Origin of the sequence: Chondrinema litorale, assembly GCF_026250525.1 — a bacterium.
GTDB lineage: Bacteria > Bacteroidota > Bacteroidia > Cytophagales > Flammeovirgaceae > Chondrinema > Chondrinema litorale.
The window spans coordinates 54975-80081 of sequence record NZ_CP111060.1; the positions used below are offsets into that span (position 1 = coordinate 54975).

A 25107-nucleotide genomic window follows, 5' to 3' on the forward strand; every position below is an offset into this window, starting at 1 on the left:
AAAGTCATGAGTAATCGAAATTACAATGTTTTCTTTAATACCCATACCGTAAGTGGCATTATCATTAGTATTGGACTATATGTGATTTTTTTTGCTGGAGCTTTTTCGTTGTTTATGGAAAATATAGACCATTGGGAGGCTAATGAGAAAAGGCATGGTTTAAAGGTTTTGGATTATGATAAAGCCATTGCCCAAGTAACAGCAGCAGGATATGATATGCACGGACGGTCTTTAAATATCTATTATTACCACGATCAAATTATTGTTCGCTCTCAGGCTTTAACTGATACTACATTAAAGAAAAGCAATCTTGGTTTACTTCCCGATTCGGTGGCTAGTGGTAGTTTTAATTTTCAACTTGATCAAAATACTTATCGACAGGCAGCTTCAAAAAATGTCAAACCTCAAAAGACACTGGGTACTTTCCTTTACGAACTTCATTTTTTCGATCAAATCCCAACTGCTGGTCGTATTCTAGCTGGTTTAGTATCGGTTTTCTTTCTATTTGCTACTATTACGGGAGTGATTGTTCATTGGAAAAAAATCGCACCTAATTTCTTTACTTTTCGCTTAAAGTCATCCCTCAAAAACCTCTGGACTGATGCACATACTGCTTTGGGAGTAATTGGCCTTCCTTTTCAAATAATGTATGCCATTACCGGGGCAATTTTTTGCTTGCTCATTTTGCTAGGTGCTCCAATGGAAAAGTTTGTGTACAATGGAGATACAGAGGCTATGTCTAATGATATTTACCCGTCTTTTGAGGTTGGAAGTTTTCAAACGGCTTACAATCCGAAAGAGATTTCAATCAATGATCAGGTAGATAAAGCATTAGCTGAATTTTCAGAAGGAGAGGTTACGAGTGTTTATACTGAGATTCATAACTACCACGACCGAAATGCGTACGTAGAAATTTTTGTTGATTCTAAGAAAATTGAGGGTGTTTTTAACTATGCCAAGTTTGTTTATCAACTTTCAGATGGAGAACTGTTGGAATATAAAGCTGTTGCTGATATTCCTCCGTATGCTGTGGCCTCTTGGGACTTCATTCATATCATTCATTTTGGTAATTACGGAGGTATTTTAATAAAAGTGTTGTATTTCCTTTTGTCTTTGCTAACCTGTGTAGTTATTATTTCTGGTGTGATGATCTGGCTTACAGCTCGTGATAAAAAAAGCTATCTGCACAAAGCTAGGTTTAATCAAAATGTTGGAGCCATTTATCTGGGTTCATGCATGGGGCTTTACCCAGCCATAGCATTCATGTTTCTTTTGACAAAGACACTTCCTAATGGTATGGAACATCGATTTACATGGATTAGTTGGTTGTTTCTTACTTTTTGGGTTGTATACACCGCCTATTCGTTTATCATCAAAAGCAATTATAAAATTAATCGAAATGCACTTTTACTCGCTGGTTTAATGGGGATTCTCATTCCAGTGTTTAATGGTTTTCACTCAGGCATGTGGTTTTGGAAATCGCTGGGGATAGGCCATCCAGATTCATTTTTTGTAGATATTACTTGGATGATTGCTGGAATAATCACACTCTGGCTAGCTTTTAAAATCAAACCCCAAAAGAAGAACGTAGTTCGGAGGAAAGTAGAAAAAAACAGGAATGTATTCTCATAAATGATTTTATCAATGGATTTTGGTACGTAACAAAATCTACATAGTCCCCTTTAAGTATTTCTCTTCTTCTGCCAAGCCAGAATAGGAGAGAGTAATCACCTTTCTACAGAGTCAAAGGCCAAATCGTGGCCTTTAATTGTTACCAATTCAGTATGAACATGGCCGGCATCGAAAAACAAGGCATTCCTGATCACAAGTTCCAATACAACGGCAAAGAAAAACAAGAGGAATCTGGACTTAATTGGACAGTCTAAGAAAATCTAAAGTATTGCCAAAAACAATATATTCCATTTTTTTCGTGAAAAAAAGATATTATTCTACTCAATCAGATAAATTATTAATTAAAAAGAGATACGCTAATTTACTGAAATGCAAAAAAAAGTAACTCTTCTTATTTTTTCTATTTTACTGCTAATATCCATATCTAGTCCAGCTCAAATTCAATTAAAAATTGACAGTTTAAAGAAAAGTTTGCCAAATGTAACCGGAGAAGAAAAAGTAAGAGTATTAAGAGATTTGTGTTATTATAATGGTACTCTAAATTTTGATAGTGCAGTTTTATATGGAAACCAAGCAATAGCATATGCTAAAGAAATAGGCCATAGAGATCAATTAGGGGCAGCCTATGATGATTTAGGTTCAGTTTATGCCCATTCTGGCATGCATGAGAGTGCATTGGACTTATATAAGAAAGCCATTACAATATTTAAAAATACAAATAATCGTAAAAGTGAGGCTTATACCACACATAATTTCGGATATGTTTATTTAGCAAAAGCTGATTACCTCACTACTCTTATGGATTAAGCAAGTGTGTTGATATAATTTTTTTCATATTTCCTATTTTGTTTGACTACGGCAAAAATCCTATGTATAAGCTTTGACCTAATGGCATTTATAACGGTCATCTTGTTTTTTCCTTCAGCTACTTTTCTTTCAAAGTAGCGCCCGAGTTCCCCTTTGGAACTCACCACTGATAAAGCTGCCATATGGAAGGTTTTTTTCAGGTACTTATTGGCCCTTTGGGAGACCTTATTCCTTGAGTTCAGGCTTGACCCCGATTGCTGTCTAAAAGGGGCACAACCTGCATGGCAAGCAAACTTTCTAGGATTATCGAACTTGGTAAAGTTACCCGTTGCGATAATGGTCGCCACAGCAGTCCTTGGGCCGATACCCTCGATACTGGTCATCTTCTCCACATTGTTCTTTATCTGCTCATCGCTTTCTATTACCTGATCTATCCTTTTTTCTACTTCCAAGAGTATTTTTTGATTGTACTTGATGAGTTTTTGAAGCCTTTTCTTTTTCTCCTTGAAGTAACTTTCATCAAAAAAACCTGCTTCCTGTTTGAGTTGCCCACGGTACTTGGCAATGTCCTTTACGATCAGGTCCCTTTCAGAATTGAGTCTTTCCAATAGCTTAACATTATGGTTATCAGGGATGTAAAGCCTTGCCCTGTCGTTGAACCTCTTACCATATTCAGCAATTCGTTGGGCATCGAGTTTATCATTCTTGTTCCTTGCCAGTCCTTGTGAGCGAAGAATATTATAAGCTTGTTCTACCCATAGGTTCAACTTTTCAGTACCACATACATTGATGAGTTTATTGCCGAAGTGCCCTGTGGATTCAGCACATACCAATGTGTCCTGTTTGTCCAGTTCATAAGTTTGGTATAGGTATCCTAACTGTTCACTGATAACAGCTATATTATTTTCCCATTTGAAAAACACTGTTTCACCATTGCCTCTAAGCAGGCATATATCCAGTGTATCCTTACTGATATCTATGCCGATAAAATTTTTAAACTGTTTCATTTTTATTTTAATTTGTTTGAGCAAAAAAATTGAGGTCAAAAAACTGAACCATTACCTAACCACCTTAAAGGGTAACAAACTCTTATACAGGTCTAGGTTCAGAAGGGGGGAAACAAGTACCTAGCAGTGGGATGAATCTTTTCCAAGGTCTTAAGTTGGTTCACTTGTTCCCCTCTTGACCAAAAGAAATCTACTATTAAAGTTAATCGCTTCTCTTTAAATAATACAATCACTCAAATCTAAGGTGCTCTTAAATACTATTTTAAAGCATTAAAAATGAAATCTGATTTAGATGGAGTAAATACATCATCTACTTTAAGTAATAACAAAAAAGAAATAAAGTATTAAAAAAATGGATAGCTTTGATCTATGAGACAACACCGATTTATCAAAGCAAGTGAAGAAGAAGTTAAATTGTTAAAAGCACAATTGAAACAACCTATGAGCAGACAGGAATCTGTTCGAATAGAAGGTTTACTACTGAGTATAAAAGGTTATACCATGGAACAAATTGTGGATATATTAGAAGTAAATCGTGATACTGTATCTCGGTGGTTTAACCGCTGGGATAAAGGTAAAATGGACAACTTAGCTAATCTCCCTAAAAGTGGTCGAAGACGAATCTATTTAGCAGAAGAAGAAAAAAAATGATCCAAAAAGCCTCTTTGGGCATCCAAAGGCTAAAAGTATTTCTTCAAGAAGTGATCAATAGTACAGGCAAAAGTTGCCATATAGAAACACTGAAGGGTATTTTCAAAAGACATAAACTGGTATGGAAACGCTATAGAAAGAGCTTGAAACCTGAAAGAGATGAATTACTTTTTGAATTTTTCAAATCGGAATTAAACTCTCTAGAGCAACAAGCAAAAGAAGGAACGATAGATTTGATGTTTATGGATGAATCGAGCTTTAACTTAAATCCAAATGTGCCTTATGGTTGGCAGCCAATAGGACAGCAGATTCTGCTTCCTGCTAAACGTAGTTCCTCTAACTGGACGGTTTTGGGTACACTTAATATCCACAAACAAAGGTTTTACGGATATATTATGCCAGAGGCATGTACAGCAAAAACAGTGGTTGAAGTATTATCTAATTTAAGTGAAAGAATCAATAATAAAACAGTAGTAATATTAGATAATGCCCGGCATGGAATGCACCAGTACATAAGGCAAAAATTGTAAAAGATAAGTTAACCGAATGGCGTGAAAAAGGGCTATACTTACAATTTATCCCTGCCTATAGTCCAGAACTAAATAAAATAGAAATCCTATGGCGGCAGATGAAATATTATTGGCTAGAACCGAAAGATTATCAATCCCAAAATACACTACATCAAAGGATTATAGAAATCCTTGAAAATTACGGATCTAAATACTCGATTTCTTTTTATTAGGTACTTATATATTGCTGCAAGTCAAAAAGGTGTAGAAGGTATTGTGAGTCCACAGGTTAGTTAGGATTATTGAGATAAGATAAAGGTGTTACACAACTGTTGTAGGCAATATAATAGAACCTCTCAGTAAGACTGAAAAGCCTTCCAAGTAACCTTATTTGTTAATTGCTATAAGGCTATTCTTAATATTGTATTGAATTCAGTCAATCGGGGTGAAAATTTATTTCAATAAATGTCACATCATTGAGACATTATGCGTATATTTGTGACATGTCAAACGCAAAAAACAAAATTATAGCTGCGGCAGTCACATGTTTTCTGAACAACGAATCCGAAACGCTGGAAAAAGTTGCTGAGGAAGCAGGTGTGTCTCGTAGAACGCTGCATCGATATTTTGAAAATCGTCAGGACTTATTAGAATCTTGCAAAAACGAGATGCTCAACAGTTGTAATAAAGCCATGAATGAGGCCTACGAAAGTGATAATGACGCAATAATAAAAGTAAGGAATATGCTTTTTGCAGCCATTGAGCAGGGAGCTAATTACGTCTTTATCAAACGAATGTATAAGCGCAGCAACTTTTCAGATGTAGATGCCAAAAAGGAATTTGAATCCGATAACGTTAAATCAAAATGGTTAAAAATCATGAAAGGCCTTCAAGAAGAAAAGCGTATTAACCATGTGTTAACGATCCCCTGGATTTTTGATTTGTACGGATCAATCATTGAGACTTCCATTTATGCCGTTGAGGCGGGAGATGTTGCCAGAAACGATAGTAAAAAGTTTGCCTGGATTTCCTTTAAAGGAGCCATTGGATTAAAAGAATAAAACCATATCAAAATGAATCAATACTCAACAGAAAGTCTCATTAGAAAAATGCCGGGTTTCTCCAGTCATATTCTAAAAGTGAATGACATACATCTTCACTATGTTATTGGAGGAAGCGGAGAGCCATTGGTTTTGTTGCCCGGTTGGCCTCAGACTTGGTGGTCTTTCCACCATATTATGCCTGCTCTGGCTGAAAAGCATACAGTCATTGTGGTAGATTTACGTGGAATGGGAGATAGTGATAAGCCTTTGGAAGGATATTCTAAAAAGAATATGGCCAATGATATTAAAGGATTAGTAGCAGCTTTAGGATATGACAGGGTACACATGGCCGGGCATGATATTGGCGCCAATGTAGCTTATGCTTTTGCGGCTAATCATCCGGAAAGCATCAACAGACTAATCCTTTTGGATACTCCTCCACCCGATGAAAATATGTACCGGCTTCCTATGCTGCCAGTTGGCACTCCAGTATATCCCTGGTGGGTAGCTTTCAATCAGGTAAGAGATTTGCCTGCACAACTGCTAGAAGGACGTTTTGGATTATTGTTGGATCATCTTTTAGATAAGCTACTTGTTAATAAAGAAGCAATTAGTGATTTTGACCGTTCCGTGTACCTTCAACACTATAATAACAAAGAAAACATAAGAGCATCCAATGCTTGGTATCAGGCCTTCGGTCAGGATATCTCGGAACAGAAGACCTATCCAAAAATCAAAAATTCAACCAAAGGAATTGCGTCATCGTCTAATTTTGAAATTCTAGATAGTTTCCTGTCTCAGCATGTTTTAGAGCATGAAATGATGCAAGTAGAGGGTGTTGGACATTTTGTTCATGAGGAGAAACCCGAGCAAATTGCCAATGCAATCTTAGATTTCCTAAAGTAAATCTAACTATCCCAATTCATATAAGGTTAATATAAGCTGCTCACAACGACAGGTATGAGAACATAAGATGGTATGTGCTTTCAGAAAGCTTCAGGTTTTTATAGAAATTAGTTTTGGAGGGTAAGCACCCAGTTTGGAAATACCTACATTTCATACACGTTTCGTTGAGGAGTTGTTGATAGTTGTATTTTACTATATTTATAGAAAATTCAGGCTATCAGGCTCCTAATTTTAATAAAAACCGAAAATGTTATGCTATTAGAAGTCTTTAGAGAAATCTCTTTTTCAACCGAAGAGAGCAATTTTGTCGCAGAGAAGTTAGAGAAAAAGAAACTTAAAAAAGGCGATATACTTTTCCGTACTTATGATGTGGTTTATAATCAATACTACGTTTGTGAAGGGTGCCTTAGAACCTATTTTTTAGACAACTCTGGCAAAGAGCACACATTACAATTTGCCATTAAAGATTGGTGGATAAGTGATTATACAGCGTTTTTTACAACAACTGAAGCGATAATGACTATTGAGTGCATTCAGGATGCGGTTGTCTATAAAATCTCTCGCAAAAACATGGAAGTATTATATGATCAAGTACCTCAACTCGAAACTTTCTTTAGAAAAAAAATGGAAAAGGGTTTTGCAGCCTTTCAGAAGAGAATCATATCTAACCTGTCTCAATCTGCAAAAGAAAGATACACGTCCTTTATTCGAACTTACCCAAACATAGAAAAGAGTGTAAAAAATTATCATATAGCATCTTACTTAGGAATCACCACAGAAAGTCTGAGTAGAATTCGAAAAGAAATTGCTCAGAAATAGTTTCTTACCCTACATCAATTTTTCTACAGTGCTTTCCATATAGTTTCGCAATTCTAAAACGAAATTATATGAACAAGAGCATTGAAATAACCTCACCGTATACCCAGAATCTTATTAGGGAATTACCTCTAATAGACAAAGAGTCTGTAAGCAATATTTTAAATACTGCTCATAACTTATTTGAAAATCAGGCTCAATGGATTCCCCCATATCAAAGAATTCAAATATTGGAAAGGACCACTTTGCTAATGAGTGATCGTATAGAAGAGTTGACTTTGATAGTAACAAATGAAGGTGGAAAACCTTATAAGGATTCAAAAGCAGAGGTACAAAGAGCTATTAAAGGTGTGAAATTAGCTGCTGAACACATCTCACAAATGAAAGGTGAGCAAGTACCCATGGAGCTTTCAGAGGCTTCTTTACATAGAATATCTTTTACACAAAAGGAACCTATTGGCGTAGTAGTTTCCATTAGTGCGTTTAATCATCCATTGAACTTGGCTATTCATCAAATAGTTACCGCAATTGCGGCTGGTTGCCCAGTAATTTTTAAGCCATCTTTATTGACGCCGCTATCAAGTCTTGTGCTTGCAGATATTCTCGAGGAAGCAGGATTGCCCTCTGGATGGTTGCAAGTGGTATTGTGTGATGATAAAACAGCTGAAGCATTGGTTATCAATCCCAAAGTAAACTTTTTCTCTTTTATAGGGTCCGCAAAAGTAGGGTGGTATTTAAAAAGCAAATTGGCACCCGGTACAAGATGTTCATTAGAACATGGGGGTGCAGCACCTGTAATTGTTGAGAGTGATGCTGATTTTGATGAAATGATTCCTGATTTGACAAAAGGGGCTTTTTATCATGCCGGTCAGGTTTGTGTTTCCGTACAAAGAATTTATGTACATCAAGAAGTTTGTGAAAAATTTATACACCAATTATCAAAGGCAACAGACAGACTAATTGTTGGAAATCCATTGGATAAAAACACAGATGTGGGGCCGCTTATTTCCCCGAATGAAGTAAATCGTATGGAAGATTGGGTAAAGGAAGCCATCGAAAAAGGAGCTAAACTCATCATCGGAGGACAGAAAATTTCACCTACTTGTTTTCAACCCACCATATTATTTAATCCACCTGAAGAGGCAAAAGTATCAAAAGAAGAAATTTTTGGACCAGTTGTATGCATATATCCTTATACAAACAGGGATGAAGCCATAAAAAAGGGCAACGCTTTAGATTTCCACTTTCAAGCATCTGTTTTTACCAAAAATATTGATGTTGCTCTGGAGACTACAAAAAAGCTAAATGCAACTGCGGTAATGGTCAATGACCACACAGCATTTAGAGTGGACTGGATGCCCTTTGGAGGAAGAGATACTTCTGGTATAGGTATGGGCGGAATATCACAAACAATAGATGACATGACAAGGGAAAAACTGATCGTTTTTAAAAGCAAACATATTTGACCTCCTATCAAGATTGTTTCTTACCATAGATCAATTTTTACTAGTAATCCTCCATGTAGTTTTGTCCTATAAATAATTTAGTAATCATTAAAAGTTAGTCAAATGAAAAAAGTAATTATTCTGATATTGACTTTTGCGATTTTCTCATCTTACGGACAGACCAAAGAAGAAACTGTAAAAGAAAAGAGCGTTCTATTCATTGTGTCCAACACCAATGAGATAGGTCCAAATAATAGAAAAACAGGTGTTTTTCTACCTGAAGTCGCTCATCCTTATGCCGAATTTGATCAAGCAAATTATCGAATAGATTTCGCCAGTTTAACAGGAGGAAACACCTATTTAGATGCGCTTAATTTGGCTAATGATCCTCAAAACCTTGCCTTTTTAACAGGGAAAGGATGGGAAGAAATGCAAAAGGCGACTAAACTATCCGATGTGGATGTGAGCAGTTATGATGCTGTATTTGTGCCTGGAGGACTAGCTCCGATGGTGGATATGCCTGAGAATGCCGTGCTTAAGGAAGCAATCAGAGAGACGTATGAAAGAAATTCGGTTGTTGGCGCTGTTTGTCATGGTCCTGTATCCTTATTGAATGTGAAATTGAGCAACGGCACCTATTTACTCAAGGGTAAGAACATCACTTCGTTTACCAATGAAGAGGAGAAGAGTTACGCCGTTGATGATGTGCCTTTTTTATTGGAAGCCGCATTGACCAAACAGGGAGCGAAATTCCATGCTGCCGAAAACTGGTCAGCAAACAGTATAGCAGATGGCAACCTTGTGACTGGGCAAAATCCTGCTTCGGCTAAAGGAGTGGCAGAAAAAATGATAGACATTTTAGAAAAAAACGACCAAAAAAAAGTCAAGTGATGACCGATAGTCCAATTCATGTATTTGCTACATGGAAAGTCAGAGAAGGTCAGCTAGAGGAAGTTTTGCAAGCCTTAAAAGAGGTGCAAAAGGAAAGCATCAAAGAAAAAGGCAATCTGTTCTATAAAATTCATCAAAGTAATTCAGATGAAAACACGCTGATACTATTTGAAGGATACACGGACGAATCCGCTATTTCGGACCATCGTAATTCGTCCTATTTCCAGGAATTGGTTTTAGGTAAAATTGTCCCTCTGTTGGAAGAAAGAGAGGTGATTGTCACTACACCTTTAAACTAAAGTTCTGTAGAGAATCTAGCATTACTTAGTTAAACATCTTACGCAATCAAGCTGAGAAAAGTGTTAACAACAATAGTGTTCAAAGTGAAATTAAATTAACATCAAAAAAAATAATAAAAATGAAAAAAGTACTATTTGTATTGACAAGTCATGAAGACCTGGGAAACACAGGAGAAAAAACAGGTTTTTGGATTGAAGAGTTTGCAGCTCCTTACTATCTCTTAAGAGATAAAGACGTTAATATTACCATAGCTTCACCAAAAGGGGGCCAGCCACCAATCGACCCCAAAAGTAATGAACCGGATTTTCAAACTCCGGCAACAGTAAGATTCAATAACGATAAAGAAACACAAGAAATTCTATCTAAAACGGTTGAATTAGCAACAGTTAATCAAGCAGATTATGATGCTATCTTCTATCCCGGTGGGCACGGTCCTCTATGGGATTTAGCTGAAGATGCGCATTCAATTGCTCTTATTGAATCGTTTTTAAGTAATAAGAAGCCTGTAAGTGCAGTTTGTCATGCGCCTGCTGTTTTTAAGCATACTAAAAATGCTGATGGTACACCTCTTGTAAATGGCAAAAAGGTGACAGGGTTTTCAAATACTGAGGAAGAGGCGGTACAGTTAACTAATGTGGTACCTTTTCTAGTAGAAGATATGCTTAAAGAAAAAGGGGGTGTATTTTCAAAAGGAGATGACTGGACTCCATATGCTCTGGAAGATGGCTTATTAATTACGGGTCAAAACCCAGCTTCTTCTGAGCTTGTAGCTGAAATGTTATTAAAAAAATTGTAAGAATAGATACCGAACCATGTGATCAAAAATGCGACACAATTTCAGTATGCTAAAGTTTTTAAATCACTTATTTTCAGCATTTGTATAAAGGAATAATATGCAAGGGTTTTTATAAGCCCTTGTATATATTAAATATCTTATATTAATTACATGTATCTACTGCTATATTTTTACAGATTTCCACAATAGAACGTAAATATAACCTTCATTTATGTTAAAATTTTCAGTCTATAATTCAGAATAGACACCTTACAAGGCTCTCTCTATTTTTGAGCATCTGTTAGGTAAAACCATATATGATGTTATCAATTGTTCTTGGAATGGTTTTTTAGAGAAACTTTTTTTTGAACATGATGGCCCATTATTTATTGAGTTCTCTTCGGGAGAAACAATTGGTTTCAGAAGCCTTGATGAAGTCAACTCAGTGACTGTATGGTTAGTCATCATCTGATGAGATTAACAAAGAGTCCTATTTTCTGCATGATAAAGAAATGAATTGCTGTAGAGCTTCCTTAGATAAGTCCGAAGGTTCTAATAAAATGATTAATGTCTCTTTGTGTTCTGTTTATATAATAAAACAGATAAAATTCAGAAATTCATTATACAATGATTTATCCAATGAAGTAGGCATAATACTCAAACTTTCTAATAATTACTTTTTGTCTATCACTCACTATATGTTTAGCAAATTCTCAGATTTTGAGGTTTGTTTAACTGATAAGTTTCCCAAAATTGATGAAATTATATATTCAGTTGAAGCTATTTAAAGTTGTAAACTAGTTTTCGGTAGTGACTAATTATAATAAATCCAAACCCTCTTTGTCAGTTATGGAAGAGAGGGTTATCTATTCTAGGAAATTTCACTATTAAGCATTAATTGACATCCGATATCTCTTCAAATCATCAATTCCAATACCACAGATTTCCTTTTATCAAGCAGTAATCTGTATGATTTCACCGTTTGATCAACCATTGGATCATTACTTCATCCCAAGATAAGCAATTGGTACAACGATCATAAAACTACCTAATATTGATGATTGATGAATCTTATTACACTCTAAAGTAACGAACTATGAAATTCTTTAAATTTGCATGTTTGCTCATGCTGCTCTCCTTTTTCTCTTGTGATGATGATGAAGAACCCATTGCTACACCCACTTGTTCCGATGGTATCCCAAATGGTGATGAGACTGGAGTAAATAATACTATCGAAATAATAATAAATCCTCCTTGGTGGAAAGCAAATCTAGCTTATTCTTTTTACCTATTGATATTTTTGGGCAGTATGACAGTCATTTATTTTTTTATAAAAGGCAAATGGGAATTAAAAAGAAGATTGGAATTAGTAAATCAAGAGTCAATACGATTGAAAGAACTTGATAAAGTTAAAACAAACTTATTTACTAGTATTACTCATGAGTTAAGAACTCCACTTACACTAATACTAGGGCAATTGGAGCTATTAAAGATAGGTCTTTTTGATAGTAAACAAATTAATCGGGTTCAAATAGCTGAATTTAATGCAAAAAAGCTACTTTATTTAGTAAACCAATTACTAGATTTTGCTAAAGCAGAATCAAATTTTATTAAACCTAAAATGAGTGAACAGGATGTAGTTTCATATCTTAAAGATATTTTTAATTCTATTATCCCATTGTATACCCAAAAGCAGATAGAATATTACTTTCATTCAGAAGTAGAAAGCCTAAAAATGTATTTTGATTCTGAGAAGTTAGAAAAAGTATTTATTAACCTGTTATCGAATGCCTGGAAATTCACTCCTAATAAAGGAAAAATAGAACTTCATATAAAAAAAGAATCAAGCAATTGGGTCGTAATAGAATTATCTGATTCAGGGAAGGGTATTTCAGAAGAAAATTTATCAAAGATATTTGATAGATTTTATCAGGTGCCAGATGATGGAAATATATCTCAAGATATAAGCGGTACAGGTATTGGACTTGCATTAGTCAAACAATTGCTCGAATTTCATCATGGTAAAATAGAAATATCAAGTGTCGTAAATTTAGGAACTAATGTTACAGTTTGGTTACCACTGGGAAAAAAACACCTTCATGAAGAACAAATAATTAAAACACCTAATGTTTCTAAAAATGCAAGAAGTGAAGGGCTAACATTATTAGATTTATATAGTCACTCCTTACGAAGCTAAAAATTCTGTTTTTGCAAAGATTCTTCGAAGTATAAAAGGGAAAGTTTCGGAGACATTTTCTTTGAGTTTCTCCATCAACTTCTTTAAGTTGCATCCAGCCGCTGCCATTAACGCATTGATTTTAGGCGATTCACTGCCATGAAGGTAATTCTGTCCCATCCTAAAATCGGTTTTCAGGTGCCCAATGACTGGCTCGATAGCTGCCCTTCGCCTAAACTTCTTTCGCTTTTCCCTTTTCTGATAGGCAGTATCCCGCTTGAGTGGCTTCTTGGGGATACTTACCTTCACTAGCTTGTTCCCCATTTCTATTTGACCAACACCTCTGGCACCACGATCATAGACTACTTCATCTGGTAGGTATTCTAAATTTTGTGCTGTCTGCTTCAATAATGGCTCAATGGTCTTGCTGTCGTGCGGATTGCCCTGATAGGCTTCGATTGCCAGCACCACCAATGAATCTGGGTTCATCATCAAGCCGATCTTATTTCCAAATTCGTACTGCCTATGCGCCTTTCCCTTGGCGATACAGGCCGTAAAGGATTTGTGCAGGCTATAGATCTTGTTTTTGTCTGACCGTTGCTGGCCAAGTACCTGTGCAAAAAGATTCAAATGACTGCCATAAACTGCCAATTGCTCCTCACAGAGTTGGCTATACAATTCTCTGACTAGACGCCCGGCTATGGTCTTCAGCTTCCTCTGTGCTTTCCTTGCCTGCTTCCTACGTTTGGGGTGGGAGCCATTGTGGGTCTCCCGAAGGGCCTGTTTGCCTACCCGCTTATAAGTCTGGCGTTGTCTGATACCTTCTTTCTTGGCAACCGCATTGCAAGAGTCAATGATTTTCTTGGCTAGTTTTGCTTCAGTGGGAAAGGTGGTATTGTTCTCTTGGACCGTGGTATCGGAAACCACCATTTTACTAAGGCTCCTTTTGCCATGCAGCTCAACAGAATGCGTGAATATCAATTCAATGCCCTCTTCCCCGATACGCTTGCGGAAATGAACAAAGTCGCTGGGGTCAAAAGGGAATTGATGCTGGAAATGGGCTTCACCACAAAAAAACTGCATATAGGGATTCATTACCCAGGCCTGTGACAAGGTCTCATCCCCGAGATTATAGAGACGCTTGAGCAGCAAACAGCCTACCATCAGCCGAATAGGCATGGCCGGCTGCCCAGTACTGGAATACAGATGGGAAAAGCTGTCCTCAAAATGCTTCCAATCTATTTTTTCGGCAAGCAAGACCAACGCGTGCTTCATGTCAATGAAGTCATTTAGCAGTGGACTGAACAAATTATACTGGTTCTGGTCTGGAGATTTTCCTAGCATTTTCTGCAAGGTTTTAAGGTAATGGTTGAATTTTCTTGCAATTTTAGATAACTAAATCAAGCAAAAATAGTGCTTAATAAACTGAATAACAGATGTTTATATAGTTAATAAGGAGCGACTATATAATCAAGAAAATAATAAAGGATTACCTACTATTCCTAACATTGTTGAAATTAAAAGTCCAATAAATGTTCTTATAGTTGAAGATAATGAAGATTTAGGATCTTTTATAATATCAACTTTGCAAGATAATAATTGTAGAGTTTTAATAGCTGTTAATGGTAAAGAAGGCTATATAAAAGCTAAAGAAAACTTGCCCGACATAATTATTACAGATATTATGATGCCTGTATTGAATGGCTATGAAATGTGCAGAATACTTCGAAATGATGTAATTACAAGTCATATCCCTATAATTATCCTTTCAGCAAAAGATCAGCATAATGATAAACTTTATGGTTTAGAGATTGGAGTTGATGAATATATTGTTAAACCATTTAGTGCAAAAGAATTAATATTAAGAATAAATAACCTCGTAGAAATTAGGAAGAAAATACGAGAGAAATACAGTAATGCTTCAACAATAGACCCACTAGAGGCAAATGTCACTTCATTAGATAAAATCTTTTTGAATAATATTATACTTAATATAGAAAAGAATATCGAAAATCCTTCTTTTAATGCGGATAAATTGGCAGATGATCTTAATATGAGCTTAAATCATTTAAACAGGAAATTAAATACTCTAATAAATCAATCATCAGGAAAATTAATAAGATCAATGCGCTTAAGACGTGCTTTAGAATTACTATCTCAAAAGGCAGCCATAAAATCTGATATTGCTTATAAATTAGGCTTTTCAGATGTTTCTAATTTTTCTAGAAGCTTTAAAAATTACTATGGTTATACACCTTCAGAGTATCAAAATAAAATTCAGTAATATTAAAATAGGTTTATAATAAGAATAGTAGAAAACTAATATTAGTTTTCTACTATTCTTATATAACCTTATTGTGCCGGATAACCGATCCTAGTACTATATGGGACAAGTTTAACATAATTTCCATCTATAATTCTGCAATCACAATTATTTCCACCAATCCAATTGTATGCATTGTGATGGCAAACCACTGCCATTGTTCCATCATTTATAATACAATTTCTACCATCTTCACACAATTGTCATTACTAATTTGTAAGAATTTGGTATGATGACAAACTTTTCCTTGAGGTTGATAAATATAATTTGTGTAAATTTCTGAGTTATTTATGGGAATATTTCTTGCATTACAAAATACTTTTAAGGATTCATCAAATGCACCTTCTTGAGAATATATTTGTAAATCTGCGTAATTAAACTTCCTAATACTTGTTTCAACTATTACATCATTAACACTACGACCTTCTTTTAATCTAATTTTCTTAAATAAAGTACCATAAACTTCATTTTTATTTGTTTCTCCTTGTACTGTGGAAGAATTATTTTGAACTTGCATTTCAAGGTTTCGGTATTGATCTAAAATTTCTCTTTCAAAATTAGTAGTAGTTGAGGCTGATGCACCCATAATTCCTTTTGAAAGACTTGCAGACACAGACGTTGAAATGCTAAATAATTCTCTTAATGAACGGATATGTTCATTTTCAACTTTTTTTAAATATTCATTAGTTAGAGTGTATTTCTCTTCACCAGAGGCCAAAACATCAAAAGAGTAATAATAATACAGTTGCTGATCAATACCTTGTTCTGTTTCTCTATAATACCCTTGAGCGTGTATAACTGTTTTTGATAAAATATAGATACAAATAGTAAACAAAATTTTGAAAGTAATTTCAGTTTTCATTTTAGTGAATTAAGATTTTAAAAAATAAGTATTTGCTATTTCTTAGCATTGGAGTAGAAATTTTTTCTAATACTATCTTAAAATAAGTACCTAATAAAAAGAAATCGAGTATTTAGATCCGTAATTTTCAAGGATTTCTATAATCCTTTGATGTAGTGTATTTTGGGATTGATAATCTTTCGGTTCTAGCCAATAATATTTCATCTGCCGCCATAGGATTTCTATTTTATTTAGTTCTGGACTATAGGCAGGGATAAATTGTAAGTATAGCCCTTTTTCACGCCATTCGGTTAACTTATCTTTTACAATTTTTGCCTTATGTACTGGTGCATTCCATGCCGGGCATTATCTAATATTACTACTGTTTTATTATTGATTCTTTCACTTAAATTAGATAATACTTCAACCACTGTTTTTGCTGTACATGCCTCTGGCATAATATATCCGTAAAACCTTTGTTTGTGGATATTAAGTGTACCCAAAACCGTCCAGTTAGAGGAACTACGTTTAGCAGGAAGCAGAATCTGCTGTCCTATTGGCTGCCAACCATAAGGCACATTTGGATTTAAGTTAAAGCTCGATTCATCCATAAACATCAAATCTATCGTTCCTTCTTTTGCTTGTTGCTCTAGAGAGTTTAATTCCGATTTGAAAAATTCAAAAAGTAATTCATCTCTTTCAGGTTTCAAGCTCTTTCTATAGCGTTTCCATACCAGTTTATGTCTTTTGAAAATACCCTTCAGTGTTTCTATATGGCAACTTTTGCCTGTACTATTGATCACTTCTTGAAGAAATACTTTTAGCCTTTGGATGCCCAAAGAGGCTTTTTGGATCATTTTTTTTCTTCTTCTGCTAAATAGATTCGTCTTCGACCACTTTTAGGGAGATTAGCTAAGTTGTCCATTTTACCTTTATCCCAGCGGTTAAACCACCGAGATACAGTATCACGATTTACTTCTAATATATCCACAATTTGTTCCATGGTATAACCTTTTATACTCAGTAGTAAACCTTCTATTCGAACAGATTCCTGTCTGCTCATAGGTTGTTTCAATTGTGCTTTTAACAATTTAACTTCTTCTTCACTTGCTTCGATAAATCGGTGTTGTCTCATAGATCAAAGCTATCCATTTTTTTAATACTTTATTTCTTTTTTGTTATTACTTAAGTAATGTGGATTTATCACTAAAGAAAGCTTCTACACAAAAAAAACACTTATCATTTTCACACTATTTTTTGTCTTTTTTGGAGTTTATAGAATTGTATTAAAAACTATGAAATATAAATATTTATCATTTATCACATTTAAACATTCATTTTTAAACATTTTCAGTATTGAGAAATAATATTTCCAAACTATTTGTATGGATTAAGTTTGCAACTTAAAATTCCGTTGTTGTAATCTCAAATATATAGTCAAATCTACTATTTAAAACTTAGAGATATAACCCCCATTTATGTTAAGTATTTTACTTCTTCTGCAAAGCCAGAGTAGGGGAGAATAATCACCTTCCATCAGAATCAAAGGCCAAATCGTGGCCTTTAATTTTTAATCTCTTCTGCCAAAGGATATTTTACTGTTTTTCTTCTTTATAAAACTTATTTGCTTTTTTGCTTCAAACCAAATTTTATGGAGGTGAGTTTACAAGGGATATCAATTTTAAGCTTGGTGATTTTTGAAAAATTTGTAATCATAATTCTAATTTATAGAATCTCTATTAGAAGTTTATAGATCCAGTAAAAAGACTGGTGATCTTTAATTGAAAGTAGATTTTTCGAATTGATCTAATACCTGAATCAGTGAATCTAGCTTTTCTTGATATGCTGGTGATTTAGATAGGTTATTATTTTCATCAGGGTCAATTAAATGATCGTATAGTTCAATGACTAGTTCTTCTTTATTTTTTCTTTTATTCAATCTGTATCGGTTGGTTCTAATACTATTTTGTGATCCATGATTCCCCATAGTGCTAAATGCTAAATTTGATGGGCTATAACTACTCTCATTTATTAAAGGGACAAGACTTTTTCCATCTAAATCTGAGGGTGGATTTAAACCACAAAGTTCTGCCAAAGTTGGATAAACGTCTACTAGTTCAACCAATGAGTTAGTTTTTTGTGCTTTATTATCAGACGGCACTGAAATTATTAATGGAACCCTTGTTGCGATTTCGAAATTTGTATGTTTTTTACACCATAAATTATGCTCACCTATTTGATAACCATGATCTCCCATTACAACTACAATGGTATTCTTGTCCATTTTAAGTTCTTTTAATTTTTCAAGAAGTAAACCAATTTGAGCATCGATATAGCTTATTGAAGCAAGATAACCATGAAGTAAATCTTTCTTTATTTCTAGGGGAAATTCACCTTTATCGGGAATATTTATATAACTTCTTAACTCTTTAGTATCTGGAAGGAGTGATGCTGCCAAACCTTTGGGAGCAAATTGATTTTCTGGTAACTCAATCTTATCTCTATCATATAAGTCCCAATACTTTTTAGGTGCAACAAATGGCAAATGTGGTTTATAAAAACCAACAGCTAGAAAAAATGGACTTTTATCATTTTTAAATTCTTCTAAATAAGCTAAAGCTTTTTGAGTGGTTTCTCCATCGCTTAATAAACTATCTGCTATTTCTGGTGCTTCGTAAGCCAGTGATCTTGGAATGTTACTATAGTTTATAGGTCCTCTTTCAATACAAATTTCTTTATTTATTTGGTAGATAGAATCTCCATATGGTCCCCATGCAGAACGACTTGGAGTCCAATGTGGAATACTCCAAGAAGCCGTATCGTTGTGATTTTCAAATAGGTTAGGGTCAAAACCGGCCAAATGGAATATTTTAAACAATCCAGTAGTTGTATATCCATTATTTTTGAAGAGTTGAGGAAGTGTAATAGCATTAAGTTTCGCTTCTCTTATATGAGTTTGGTTATTAAAAACACCAATTGTTTGTGGGTAATAGCCTGTTAAAAAAGAAGTTCTAGACGGTCCGCAAATGGCATATTGGCAATAGGCTCTTTCAAACAACATACCTTTACTAGCTAATCGATCAATGTTTGGAGTAATCGCAAATGTATCACCATAGCAACCCAATTGAGGACGCATATCATCAACAGTGATAAAAAGAACATTCAATGAAGAATGTGAGATATTTACTGCTTCCTGTTTTTTTTGGCAGGAATTGCAAATAATTCCTGCCATAACCATTAGATATAAATATTTCATAAAGTACATGAATTTTATTTAATTTCTAATTTGATACTTTTCGTATTCCAAGCATTTACAATAAAATGAGTGCTCTTTTTTTCTACAGGTTCCCTCCAATTAATTTTCCCATTGATAATTTTTTCTTCACCTGCTGCTAACCAAAAGTAATTATCATCTGTGACAAAGGTTCTTTTAGCCCCTTTAATATCAATTGAACACATAAAGGCAGGTATTTTACCTGTGTTTTTAATTTTCATTTCGAAATTAATATAACCTTCAGGTGTCTTATTGCAGGTAACTAGATCAGCTTTTATGCTTGTTTTTGTATTATTAATTATAGGTTTGAGCCAAGGACCATTTTCAAGATTAGGCCACTCCGTTGGTTGAGATTTATATTTGGTCTTAAATTCTTTATCTTCCATTTGTGGAATAGTTCGTGGCCAATACACTGATCTGGAAATTATTTCACCAGATTCATTTTTCAATTCAACGCAAACCGGGAAATATTGATTTTTTAATTCGGATGGTATAGTAAAATCATCGAATGATTGACTACTTACAGATGGACCTTTAGTAATTTCTATTTTCTTTTCCTTTTGCCAAAGTAGATCAAACTTTTCATTATAGATCTTAACTTCAACTTGGGCAAGTTGAGCTTTATTTTCAGCATTCATCACATTTATTTTTACTGGAAAAACATCGCTAGCTTCCCAAAGTAACCATTCAATATCCAGTGCTACATGTATAGGTTCGTATGTTCTCTTTAAGAAGTAATATGGGGCTGAAGGTTGCCCATTTCCATCTACTAAATGTATTGCTGCTACAATTGGCCACGGTCTTTTAAAAACCCATGGCATTAATCCAGCAGTTACTGGATAATTAGACTGTATTTTTTCAGACATAATTTGATAAAATTCTCCAGATCCAATTTGAGATGCTTCTGCGATAGATTCAATTGTCGGATTTTTCATATCATCGATATGAGAAGCTCTACTTAACATCCTAGGCACTCTACCTGGACTAAACTCAACAAAATGTTGAATAAATTCAGGATGGGTACTAGCAAACTCATCAGAGTACATATTACCTAGGTTTTGAAATTCAGCTGGGTTGACAATTTCGTATAAACCTTTAGCTTCTGGAATACTGTGCATACCTGTTTCTGCTACATAAGCTACCCATTTGTATCTTTCTTTATACCAAACAGGATCCATATCAGGATACGTATGGATGCTTCCTCCATCTGGACTAGTGCGAGTAAATAGGCGAGTTGGATCAAATGTTTCTAGATTACGTTCAAGAATGCCAATTGAAGCGGTATTGCCAAAGCCATAGGCGTTAAACTCATTACCTCCATTGTAAAGGGCAAGTGATGTTCTGTTTCTCAATCGGAAAATAGTTTGAGCAACCTGAGCTTCCCATACTTTCATTGGCCATTCGGCTGTACTAAAGTTGGCAATAGGGAAATCCTGCCAAACCATTATGCCCAGTGAATCACACACATCATAAAATTCTTCTGTTTCTGATAGACCTGCACCCCATATCCTAACCATTTGAATTCCAGCTTCTTTTGCTAATCCAAGAATCCATTCATACTTTTCTCTAGGTAAATCAAGAAGCAAATCTGCTGGCATCCAGTTTACTCCTTTTACAAATAGTTTTTTCCCATTTACTACAAATTGCCAGGGATTCCAAACATCACCAAATTGTGGACCTTTTGTATATTCATTTTCTATTGTTCTGATACCAAATGGGATTTCTATTTTATCAATTACTTTACCTTCACTTTTTAAACTAATAGTTACATCATACATTTCTTGATCACCCATTCCGTTTGGCCACCATAATTTTGGGTTTTGAATAGTAAAATGTTCATCAATCCAGTTTCTAGCTTCAAATAAATCTAATTCAAAAGATTCATGATGTACGTTGTTGCCTTTTAATTCAAAGTCTAGATCGAGTACCAACTTCCCATCATAGTGGTTGTATTCAGATTTATCATAAAAAAAAGTACCGCCTAAATGAGCAGATTTCTCCCATGGATGCATCTCATATTCAAGTGCATGGGTATTTACAAAAATTTCAGATTTAATTCTAAGTTCAGCGGTTGAGCCAGATAATGATTCTGTATAAAGAAATGGCCTTTCTAAATGTATTTTTGGTACAGTTTCTACTCTTGCACCCTGCCACATACCGACGGTAAACCATGGTTCAGCACCTGAGCCTCCAGAAAACACCCAAGGTTTTATATGCTTACCAGGTTCTCTAGATTTATAGCTTTCTTGCTCAAGATAATTGGCGGATTTTACTTCTACTACCAATTCATTAGCTATACCTTTTTTAACATATTTACTTATCTCAATTGTAGGCCCGCCAAACATTCCTTCGTGCTCACCCAGATATTCTCCGTTTAGCCATATTTTAGCGAAATAATCAATCCCTTTAAAATGTAAAAAATGATAGTTATTATCAATCTCATCATTTAATGTAAAGGTGTTTTTATAATACCATATAGATTTTTCAACCCATTCATATTTTTCTGCATTATTACCTGCATATGGATATGGCAATGTACCTGCCCAATGTAAAGCCCAGTGTACAGAGGATGGTCTTTTTACATTTATCCATTCGTTGTTACTGAGTGTACTTAAGTTATCAATCGGTTTATCTGTATGTGTAAGTTGCCAATTGTCAGAAATTTCAAGATGATTGTCACCCGATCTTGGTGTAATAAAGTAAGGTTGCCAGAGCGTTTTTTGAGCATATGCATTTAATGCTACAATTAGTAAAAAACAATTTAAAATATATTTATGCATGTTGGTATTTTATTAAAAGTAATCTAGTTAAGTGTAAGAGTTCTAGAGACTAAAAACTCATTATATTTTGATCGTGATTTTATCAAGACCGTTTTTGGTTAGATTAATTTTCTTTTCAATGGTTTTTCCTTTGTATTGAATTTTTACTGTATACTCTCCGAAAAAGCCATTAAATTTTAGCTGAGAATCAACAAGGTTTTGATTTACTATTTTGGTATGCCAGTCTTCATTAATTAATCTGTTTAATACATCAAAGGAAGGTTTGGCAGACAAATCACCTCTGAGCACACCACCTAAAAATTTATCTTCATTTTTAGTAGCCGTTCCGTCAGCTACATTCCACCAGGTTATAGCTTCTACATTTTTATGGCTAAACCAAATTTTGTATAAATTCTCTGTAATGAGTGCTTGTATTTTTTCTCCCTCTGCATTATTTGGAATTGTAGGTACTGTTATTTCAGTTACATGGATTGGCAATTGAAATTCGCCATAAGTATCGAGTATATCTAGGATTTGTTTAGGTTGCATTAACTTGCCATCCATCATGGCCTTTATATCTCTTTCTCCGCCAAAAAAATGACATTGAAATCCTATAGCATCTATTTTAGCGCCTTTCATTAAGAGGTTATCTATTATCGTATAAAAGTTACTGTACTCACCTGCATTTTTATACCATACATTGGTAACTTCATTCAAAATCAAAGTATTCTCTCTAGGGTAAACAGCTTCTGCCTGTTTAAAAGCTTTTAATGCGAAATCTTTTGGCATCACAACTTCCATATGCCCAGCTCTTTGATCTAATTCATTTACTACATCCCAATATTTAATAGATTCCCCATATCTTTCTCCTAATTGGCTAATCCTTTTATTGATGAGTTCTTCACGTTTTTCTGCGTTTTCTGGTAGCCATTCTGGTATTGACCAAGTAGGATTATCCCATACTAATGTATGTCCTTTAGGAGTAATATTATTTTCTTTACAATATGCTAAAATTGGATCGGGTGGAGGACGACGATAAATTTTTTCACTGTTAGCTTCATACCTTAATACACCCGGTTCTGGTTCTAAAGCTTTCCAGTAAAAGGGCAAAGATGCAAAATTGAAAATTTGCTTAAATACATCTTCATATCTTTGATTTTGCTTTTGATCAGGAAACCCTTGGTACATAAATATATTTGAACCAAACAAAAACTCATGATTAGTTAGCTCAAGGTTTATAGAAGCATCGCTTATGGGTTGATTATCTTGATCGACGATATTTAATGTGAACCAACCTTTTCTGTTTGTTTCTATACCGCTGTTTATTCTTTGTTGTATTTCAGGGTCACTCCATAACTTTTCATAAGTTTCACTTTGGCTATATGTTTTTAGATTAAAGTAGCCCAGTAAAAAGAAAAGTATTGTTATAAGTTTGTACATCTTTGTTTTCATTTTCAATTTATGTATAGGATGGTTTATTCAACCATCCTATATAATTCATTTAGTAGCCTGGATTCTGGTCGCTAGCACTCAATGCTTTGTTATAATTCATTTCGGAGTTAGGCAATGGCCAAAGCAGCATTTTTTCATTCATATCAATCCCTTTTATTTCACTTATAATTTCTTCTGCTTTGTTTATTCTCTTCATATCCATCCAGCGTTTACCTTCGTAAATGGTTTCATACATTTTTTCTTTTAGTACCATATCTCTAAACTCTTCAGCAGACATACCTGTGGAAGTTAAATCCACCGGAGATGCAGTTAATGCATCATAACCATAAGCTCTTCTATGAATCATGTTGAGTGCCTCCAATGCTTCAGCATTTGGACCACCATTAGACATGGCGGTTGCTTCAGCATATATCAATAAGACATCAGAATATTTATATAGCGGATAATCGTTAGAAGCACCAGCGTTTGTAGGTGCAGAAGGATCTATAAATTTTTTGAATAAGTAGGTATCACCCAATCCAAAATCATAATAGTAGAGATTGTATTCTTTTCTTAAATCTGTCTCATCCCAATTTTCAATTACAGGGTTATCTGCAAAAGTATAATGAGCATAATAACCACCGGCACCGTGGTATCCACTTCCTGGATGATGCGCAAACATTACAAAAAAGAAACCATCTACGCTGTTGTATTTAAAGTAAAATACTTCTTCGGTTGAGTTGATAATAGAAGGTCCGTAAATATTTAAAAAATCATCTGCTTCGCTTACTGGAACTAATGAATAAGCTCCCGATTGCATTACTTCTAATGCTTTACTACTTGATAGAGCGTACTCTTCTAAATTCAAATATACATCTGCTAAAATCGATTTTGCAGCCCATTTACTAGGTTTACCTGCTATTGAAACACTCTCTGGCAAATTGTTTTCTGCATAAGATAGATCCTCTACTATTAATTCGTAAATCTCAGAAGCTGAACTTTTAGGAATATCCGCTTCAGTCATATTTTCGATAGTTCTTAGCGGAATAGCATCCCAATTTCTAACCATAATAAAATAGGTAAGTGCTCTTAAAAAACGAGCTTCGCCAATGTATGCAGCTTTTTCATCATCTGTTAGCTCTGTGCCATTTGGGACATTGGCAATTACAATATTGGCATTTCGTATGGCTTGATAATACAAGTCCCACATTTGACCAACCCTTGTAATATTGGTGCTATTTAAACCTGTATATTCACTTACAACTGCGTAACTTCCTCTGCCGTAACAGTAATCTGCCATAGCTTCTTGTTGTGCTGGAAATAATGCGCCCATGTTATTACTGCTTCTCAATGGACTATATATTGCATTTATTGCAGATTCTACTTCTTCAGCAGTATTGTAAAAAGTTTCTACAGCTAAAGATTTTGGTTCTTCAACTAAAGAGTCTTCGCAAGAAAATATAAGTAGAGAAGATATAAGAAATATAAATAATTTTTTCATGTCATTAAATTTTGAAGTGT

Annotated in this window: 24 protein-coding genes; 14 read left to right on the forward strand and 10 right to left on the reverse strand. The window is 34.7% G+C overall.

Annotated features, from left to right (window positions below; all coding sequences use genetic code 11):
- The first annotated feature begins 6 nt into the window (after positions 1–6).
- Together OQ292_RS37315 and OQ292_RS37320 are read left to right on the forward strand one after the other, a co-directional pair.
- Positions 7–1632, forward strand: a complete 1626-nt coding sequence (locus OQ292_RS37315) for a PepSY-associated TM helix domain-containing protein (protein WP_284689362.1) — start codon at positions 7–9, stop codon at positions 1630–1632.
- A 369-nt stretch (positions 1633–2001) separates the two neighbouring features.
- Entirely contained in the window at positions 2002–2439 is a 438-nt protein-coding gene (locus OQ292_RS37320; RefSeq protein WP_284689363.1) for a tetratricopeptide repeat protein, read from the forward strand.
- Here OQ292_RS37320 and OQ292_RS37325 read toward each other — a convergent pair.
- The gene (locus OQ292_RS37325) at positions 2436–3446 is read right to left on the reverse strand and encodes an IS110 family RNA-guided transposase (protein ID WP_284689364.1); all 1011 of its coding nucleotides are present in this window, start codon (positions 3444–3446) and stop codon (positions 2436–2438) included. The two genes, OQ292_RS37320 and OQ292_RS37325, sit on opposite strands and share 4 nt — an antisense overlap.
- Before the next feature lie 369 nt (positions 3447–3815).
- Here OQ292_RS37325 and OQ292_RS37330 point away from each other — a divergent pair, with 369 nt between their 5' ends.
- From OQ292_RS37330 to OQ292_RS37375, 11 genes are all read left to right on the forward strand, one after another.
- Positions 3816–4097, forward strand: coding sequence for a helix-turn-helix domain-containing protein (locus OQ292_RS37330; protein WP_284689365.1), 282 nt, complete (start codon positions 3816–3818; stop codon positions 4095–4097).
- Positions 4094–4627, forward strand: a complete 534-nt coding sequence (locus OQ292_RS37335) for a transposase (protein ID WP_284689261.1) — start codon at positions 4094–4096, stop codon at positions 4625–4627. Before OQ292_RS37330 ends, OQ292_RS37335 begins: the two co-directional genes overlap by 4 nt.
- On the forward strand, positions 4621–4839 hold the full coding sequence (locus OQ292_RS41255) for a transposase (RefSeq protein ID WP_431733812.1): 219 nt from the start codon (positions 4621–4623) through the stop codon (positions 4837–4839). Before OQ292_RS37335 ends, OQ292_RS41255 begins: the two co-directional genes overlap by 7 nt.
- Before the next feature lie 270 nt (positions 4840–5109).
- A complete protein-coding gene (locus tag OQ292_RS37340; protein ID WP_284689366.1) occupies positions 5110–5667 on the forward strand; it encodes a TetR/AcrR family transcriptional regulator in 558 nt (185 codons plus the stop codon).
- Positions 5668–5679: 12 nt separating this feature from the next.
- Positions 5680–6555 (forward strand): alpha/beta fold hydrolase, encoded by an 876-nt coding sequence (locus OQ292_RS37345; RefSeq protein ID WP_284689367.1) that lies wholly within the window; start codon positions 5680–5682, stop codon positions 6553–6555.
- Positions 6556–6807: 252 nt separating this feature from the next.
- On the forward strand, positions 6808–7374 hold the full coding sequence (locus tag OQ292_RS37350; protein ID WP_284689368.1) for a Crp/Fnr family transcriptional regulator: 567 nt from the start codon (positions 6808–6810) through the stop codon (positions 7372–7374).
- Between the two features lie 68 nt (positions 7375–7442).
- Positions 7443–8837, forward strand: coding sequence for an aldehyde dehydrogenase family protein (locus OQ292_RS37355; RefSeq protein ID WP_284689369.1), 1395 nt, complete (start codon positions 7443–7445; stop codon positions 8835–8837).
- A gap of 102 nt (positions 8838–8939) precedes the next feature.
- The gene (locus OQ292_RS37360) at positions 8940–9707 is read left to right on the forward strand and encodes a type 1 glutamine amidotransferase domain-containing protein (RefSeq protein ID WP_284689370.1); all 768 of its coding nucleotides are present in this window, start codon (positions 8940–8942) and stop codon (positions 9705–9707) included.
- A complete protein-coding gene (locus tag OQ292_RS37365) occupies positions 9707–10006 on the forward strand; it encodes a putative quinol monooxygenase (protein ID WP_284689371.1) in 300 nt (99 codons plus the stop codon). Before OQ292_RS37360 ends, OQ292_RS37365 begins: the two co-directional genes overlap by 1 nt.
- Positions 10007–10125: 119 nt before the next feature.
- Positions 10126–10803, forward strand: a complete 678-nt coding sequence (locus OQ292_RS37370) for a type 1 glutamine amidotransferase domain-containing protein (protein ID WP_284689372.1) — start codon at positions 10126–10128, stop codon at positions 10801–10803.
- A 1075-nt stretch (positions 10804–11878) separates the two neighbouring features.
- Positions 11879–12979, forward strand: coding sequence for a sensor histidine kinase (locus OQ292_RS37375; protein ID WP_284689373.1), 1101 nt, complete (start codon positions 11879–11881; stop codon positions 12977–12979).
- Here OQ292_RS37375 and OQ292_RS37380 read toward each other — a convergent pair.
- Positions 12968–14302 carry an IS5 family transposase gene (locus OQ292_RS37380; RefSeq protein ID WP_284689374.1) on the reverse strand — a complete coding sequence of 445 codons (1335 nt, stop codon included), beginning with the start codon at positions 14300–14302 and terminating at the stop codon, positions 12968–12970. The two genes, OQ292_RS37375 and OQ292_RS37380, sit on opposite strands and share 12 nt — an antisense overlap.
- 241 nt (positions 14303–14543) lie before the next feature.
- Here OQ292_RS37380 and OQ292_RS37385 point away from each other — a divergent pair, with 241 nt between their 5' ends.
- On the forward strand, positions 14544–15242 hold the full coding sequence (locus OQ292_RS37385; RefSeq protein WP_284689375.1) for a response regulator transcription factor: 699 nt from the start codon (positions 14544–14546) through the stop codon (positions 15240–15242).
- Between the two features lie 208 nt (positions 15243–15450).
- On the opposite strand, the gene OQ292_RS37390 is transcribed toward OQ292_RS37385, so the two are convergent.
- From OQ292_RS37390 to OQ292_RS37420, 8 genes are all read right to left on the reverse strand, one after another.
- Positions 15451–16143 (reverse strand): hypothetical protein, encoded by a 693-nt coding sequence (locus OQ292_RS37390; RefSeq protein ID WP_284689260.1) that lies wholly within the window; start codon positions 16141–16143, stop codon positions 15451–15453.
- Positions 16144–16233: 90 nt separating this feature from the next.
- A complete protein-coding gene (locus OQ292_RS41260; RefSeq protein WP_431733812.1) occupies positions 16234–16452 on the reverse strand; it encodes a transposase in 219 nt (72 codons plus the stop codon).
- Positions 16446–16979, reverse strand: coding sequence for a transposase (locus OQ292_RS37395; protein ID WP_284689261.1), 534 nt, complete (start codon positions 16977–16979; stop codon positions 16446–16448). The genes OQ292_RS41260 and OQ292_RS37395 overlap by 7 nt, the downstream gene beginning before the upstream one ends.
- Entirely contained in the window at positions 16976–17257 is a 282-nt protein-coding gene (locus OQ292_RS37400) for a helix-turn-helix domain-containing protein (RefSeq protein WP_284689262.1), read from the reverse strand. The genes OQ292_RS37395 and OQ292_RS37400 overlap by 4 nt, the downstream gene beginning before the upstream one ends.
- A gap of 642 nt (positions 17258–17899) precedes the next feature.
- Positions 17900–19378 carry a sulfatase gene (locus OQ292_RS37405; RefSeq protein WP_284689263.1) on the reverse strand — a complete coding sequence of 493 codons (1479 nt, stop codon included), beginning with the start codon at positions 19376–19378 and terminating at the stop codon, positions 17900–17902.
- A gap of 14 nt (positions 19379–19392) precedes the next feature.
- Positions 19393–22176 carry a glycoside hydrolase family 2 protein gene (locus OQ292_RS37410; RefSeq protein ID WP_284689264.1) on the reverse strand — a complete coding sequence of 928 codons (2784 nt, stop codon included), beginning with the start codon at positions 22174–22176 and terminating at the stop codon, positions 19393–19395.
- Between the two features lie 60 nt (positions 22177–22236).
- Positions 22237–23595, reverse strand: a complete 1359-nt coding sequence (locus tag OQ292_RS37415) for an endo-1,4-beta-xylanase (RefSeq protein ID WP_284689265.1) — start codon at positions 23593–23595, stop codon at positions 22237–22239.
- 61 nt (positions 23596–23656) lie between these two features.
- Positions 23657–25087 (reverse strand): RagB/SusD family nutrient uptake outer membrane protein, encoded by a 1431-nt coding sequence (locus OQ292_RS37420; protein ID WP_284689266.1) that lies wholly within the window; start codon positions 25085–25087, stop codon positions 23657–23659.
- Positions 25088–25107: the final 20 nt, after the last annotated feature.

Bases quoted from the DNA above. Each gene is read 5' to 3' on its own strand.
- OQ292_RS37335 (WP_284689261.1), top strand. From the start codon at position 4,094: ATGATCCAAAAAGCCTCTTTGGGCATCCAAAGGCTAAAAGTATTTCTT.
- OQ292_RS37390 (WP_284689260.1), bottom strand. From the start codon at position 16,143: ATGAAAACTGAAATTACTTTCAAAATTTTGTTTACTATTTGTATCTAT.
- OQ292_RS37340 (WP_284689366.1), top strand. From the start codon at position 5,110: ATGTCAAACGCAAAAAACAAAATTATAGCTGCGGCAGTCACATGTTTT.
- OQ292_RS37405 (WP_284689263.1), bottom strand. From the start codon at position 19,378: ATGAAATATTTATATCTAATGGTTATGGCAGGAATTATTTGCAATTCC.
- OQ292_RS37375 (WP_284689373.1), top strand. From the start codon at position 11,879: ATGAAATTCTTTAAATTTGCATGTTTGCTCATGCTGCTCTCCTTTTTC.
- OQ292_RS37315 (WP_284689362.1), top strand. From the start codon at position 7: ATGAGTAATCGAAATTACAATGTTTTCTTTAATACCCATACCGTAAGT.
- OQ292_RS37330 (WP_284689365.1), top strand. From the start codon at position 3,816: ATGAGACAACACCGATTTATCAAAGCAAGTGAAGAAGAAGTTAAATTG.
- OQ292_RS37410 (WP_284689264.1), bottom strand. From the start codon at position 22,176: ATGCATAAATATATTTTAAATTGTTTTTTACTAATTGTAGCATTAAAT.
- OQ292_RS37380 (WP_284689374.1), bottom strand. From the start codon at position 14,302: ATGCTAGGAAAATCTCCAGACCAGAACCAGTATAATTTGTTCAGTCCA.
- OQ292_RS37360 (WP_284689370.1), top strand. From the start codon at position 8,940: ATGAAAAAAGTAATTATTCTGATATTGACTTTTGCGATTTTCTCATCT.
- OQ292_RS37415 (WP_284689265.1), bottom strand. From the start codon at position 23,595: ATGTACAAACTTATAACAATACTTTTCTTTTTACTGGGCTACTTTAAT.
- OQ292_RS37355 (WP_284689369.1), top strand. From the start codon at position 7,443: ATGAACAAGAGCATTGAAATAACCTCACCGTATACCCAGAATCTTATT.
- OQ292_RS37395 (WP_284689261.1), bottom strand. From the start codon at position 16,979: ATGATCCAAAAAGCCTCTTTGGGCATCCAAAGGCTAAAAGTATTTCTT.
- OQ292_RS37365 (WP_284689371.1), top strand. From the start codon at position 9,707: ATGACCGATAGTCCAATTCATGTATTTGCTACATGGAAAGTCAGAGAA.
- OQ292_RS37370 (WP_284689372.1), top strand. From the start codon at position 10,126: ATGAAAAAAGTACTATTTGTATTGACAAGTCATGAAGACCTGGGAAAC.
- OQ292_RS37350 (WP_284689368.1), top strand. From the start codon at position 6,808: ATGCTATTAGAAGTCTTTAGAGAAATCTCTTTTTCAACCGAAGAGAGC.
- OQ292_RS37420 (WP_284689266.1), bottom strand. From the start codon at position 25,087: ATGAAAAAATTATTTATATTTCTTATATCTTCTCTACTTATATTTTCT.
- OQ292_RS37320 (WP_284689363.1), top strand. From the start codon at position 2,002: ATGCAAAAAAAAGTAACTCTTCTTATTTTTTCTATTTTACTGCTAATA.
- OQ292_RS37325 (WP_284689364.1), bottom strand. From the start codon at position 3,446: ATGAAACAGTTTAAAAATTTTATCGGCATAGATATCAGTAAGGATACA.
- OQ292_RS37345 (WP_284689367.1), top strand. From the start codon at position 5,680: ATGAATCAATACTCAACAGAAAGTCTCATTAGAAAAATGCCGGGTTTC.
- OQ292_RS37400 (WP_284689262.1), bottom strand. From the start codon at position 17,257: ATGAGACAACACCGATTTATCGAAGCAAGTGAAGAAGAAGTTAAATTG.